The following is a 1,268-nucleotide window of genomic DNA, read 5'->3' as shown; positions in this document are numbered from 1 at the left end:
CGCCCCGCCGACCTCGCCGCGCTGCCCGCCGCCGTCGCCGCCGCGCTCGCCGACGTGCGCGCCGCGACGGGGCAGGCGGACGCCCCGACCGCACTGCTCGACGCCGCCGCGCTGCTGACGGCCTACCGCCGGGCCGGGCGGGCCGCGCCGCCCGGCCGCGTCCCGCTCGCCGCGGCGCCCGAGGGCGCCGACCGACGGGCCGGGGCGGCGGCCGCCGCGCGCCTCGGCGCGCTGCTGGCCCTGCTGGAGCCGGGCGCCCGCGGTGCCGGTGCCGGCGGCAGGGCCGATGGCCTGCTGCAGACGTGGCTGCAGCTGGCCGCGGAGGCCGGGCTCGCCGTGCCGCCGGCGCGGCTGCCCGCGCTGCTGGACCTGGCCGTCCGGCGCCCCGAGGTCGCCGCCGCCCTGGCCCCGGCGCTGGGTGCGCGCGGCTGGTGGCTCGCCGGGCACCGCGCCGACTGGAGCGCGGCCCTGGAGCCCCACCGCCCCGCTCCCGGGCGGGGCGCCGGCGAGCAGGGACCGGGCGAGCAGGGACCCGGCGAGCAGGGACCCGGCGAGCAGGGACCCGGCGAGCAGGGACCCGGCGAGCACGCGGCGGGCGGGGCCTGGGAGCACGGCACCGCCGCCGAGCGCCGCGCGTGGTTGCGCGCGCTGCGCCGCAGCGACCCGGCGGCCGCCCGCGCCGCGCTGCTGGCCCTGCCGTGGCGCTCCGAGCGCGCCGAGGACCGCATCGCCTTCGTCGAGGCCCTCGCCGAGGGGCTGTCCGCCGAGGACGAGGAGCTGCTCGAGCGCGCCCGCGCCGACCGCGGCCAGGACGTCCGCCGCCGGGCCGAGCGGCTGCTCGCGCTGCTGCCCACCGCCGCGTGGGCGCAGGCGGTGCGCCGGGCGGCGCTCGGCGCGCTCGCGCTGGAGCGGCGCCGGCTGCGGCGCACCCTCGTGGTCACGCTGCCCGACCCCGCCGACGCCGCCCTGCCCGCGGTGAGCGCCGGGACCGCCCCCGCGGGCGTCGGCCCGGGCGCCTGGGCGCTGCAGCAGCTCGTCGCGCTCACCCCGCCCGCCGCCTGGGAGGAGGCGCTCGGCGAGGGCGCCGAGCGCCTGGCCGCCCTGCCCGTCGACGGCGGCCTCGGCGGGGACCTGCACCGCGCCTGGGCGCGGGCCGCGCTCCTGCACCGCGACGTGCGCTGGGCGCGGGCGCTGCTGGCCGCCGGCGCCGCCGCGGGGCACGAGGGCCCGCTGCTGGCCCTGCTGCCGGTGGCCGACCGGGTCGCGGC

1 protein-coding gene is annotated in these 1,268 nt (G+C 84.8%); it reads left to right on the top strand.

Annotated features, from left to right (window positions below):
• Positions 1-1,268: DUF5691 domain-containing protein (locus tag GTQ99_RS23375; protein ID WP_166618036.1), on the top strand; the 1,268-nt coding region annotated here is incomplete at both ends.

The organism is Kineococcus vitellinus, from assembly GCF_009906315.1.
GTDB lineage: Bacteria > Actinomycetota > Actinomycetes > Actinomycetales > Kineococcaceae > Kineococcus > Kineococcus vitellinus.
This window is presented reverse-complemented; position numbering and strand designations above follow the sequence as displayed.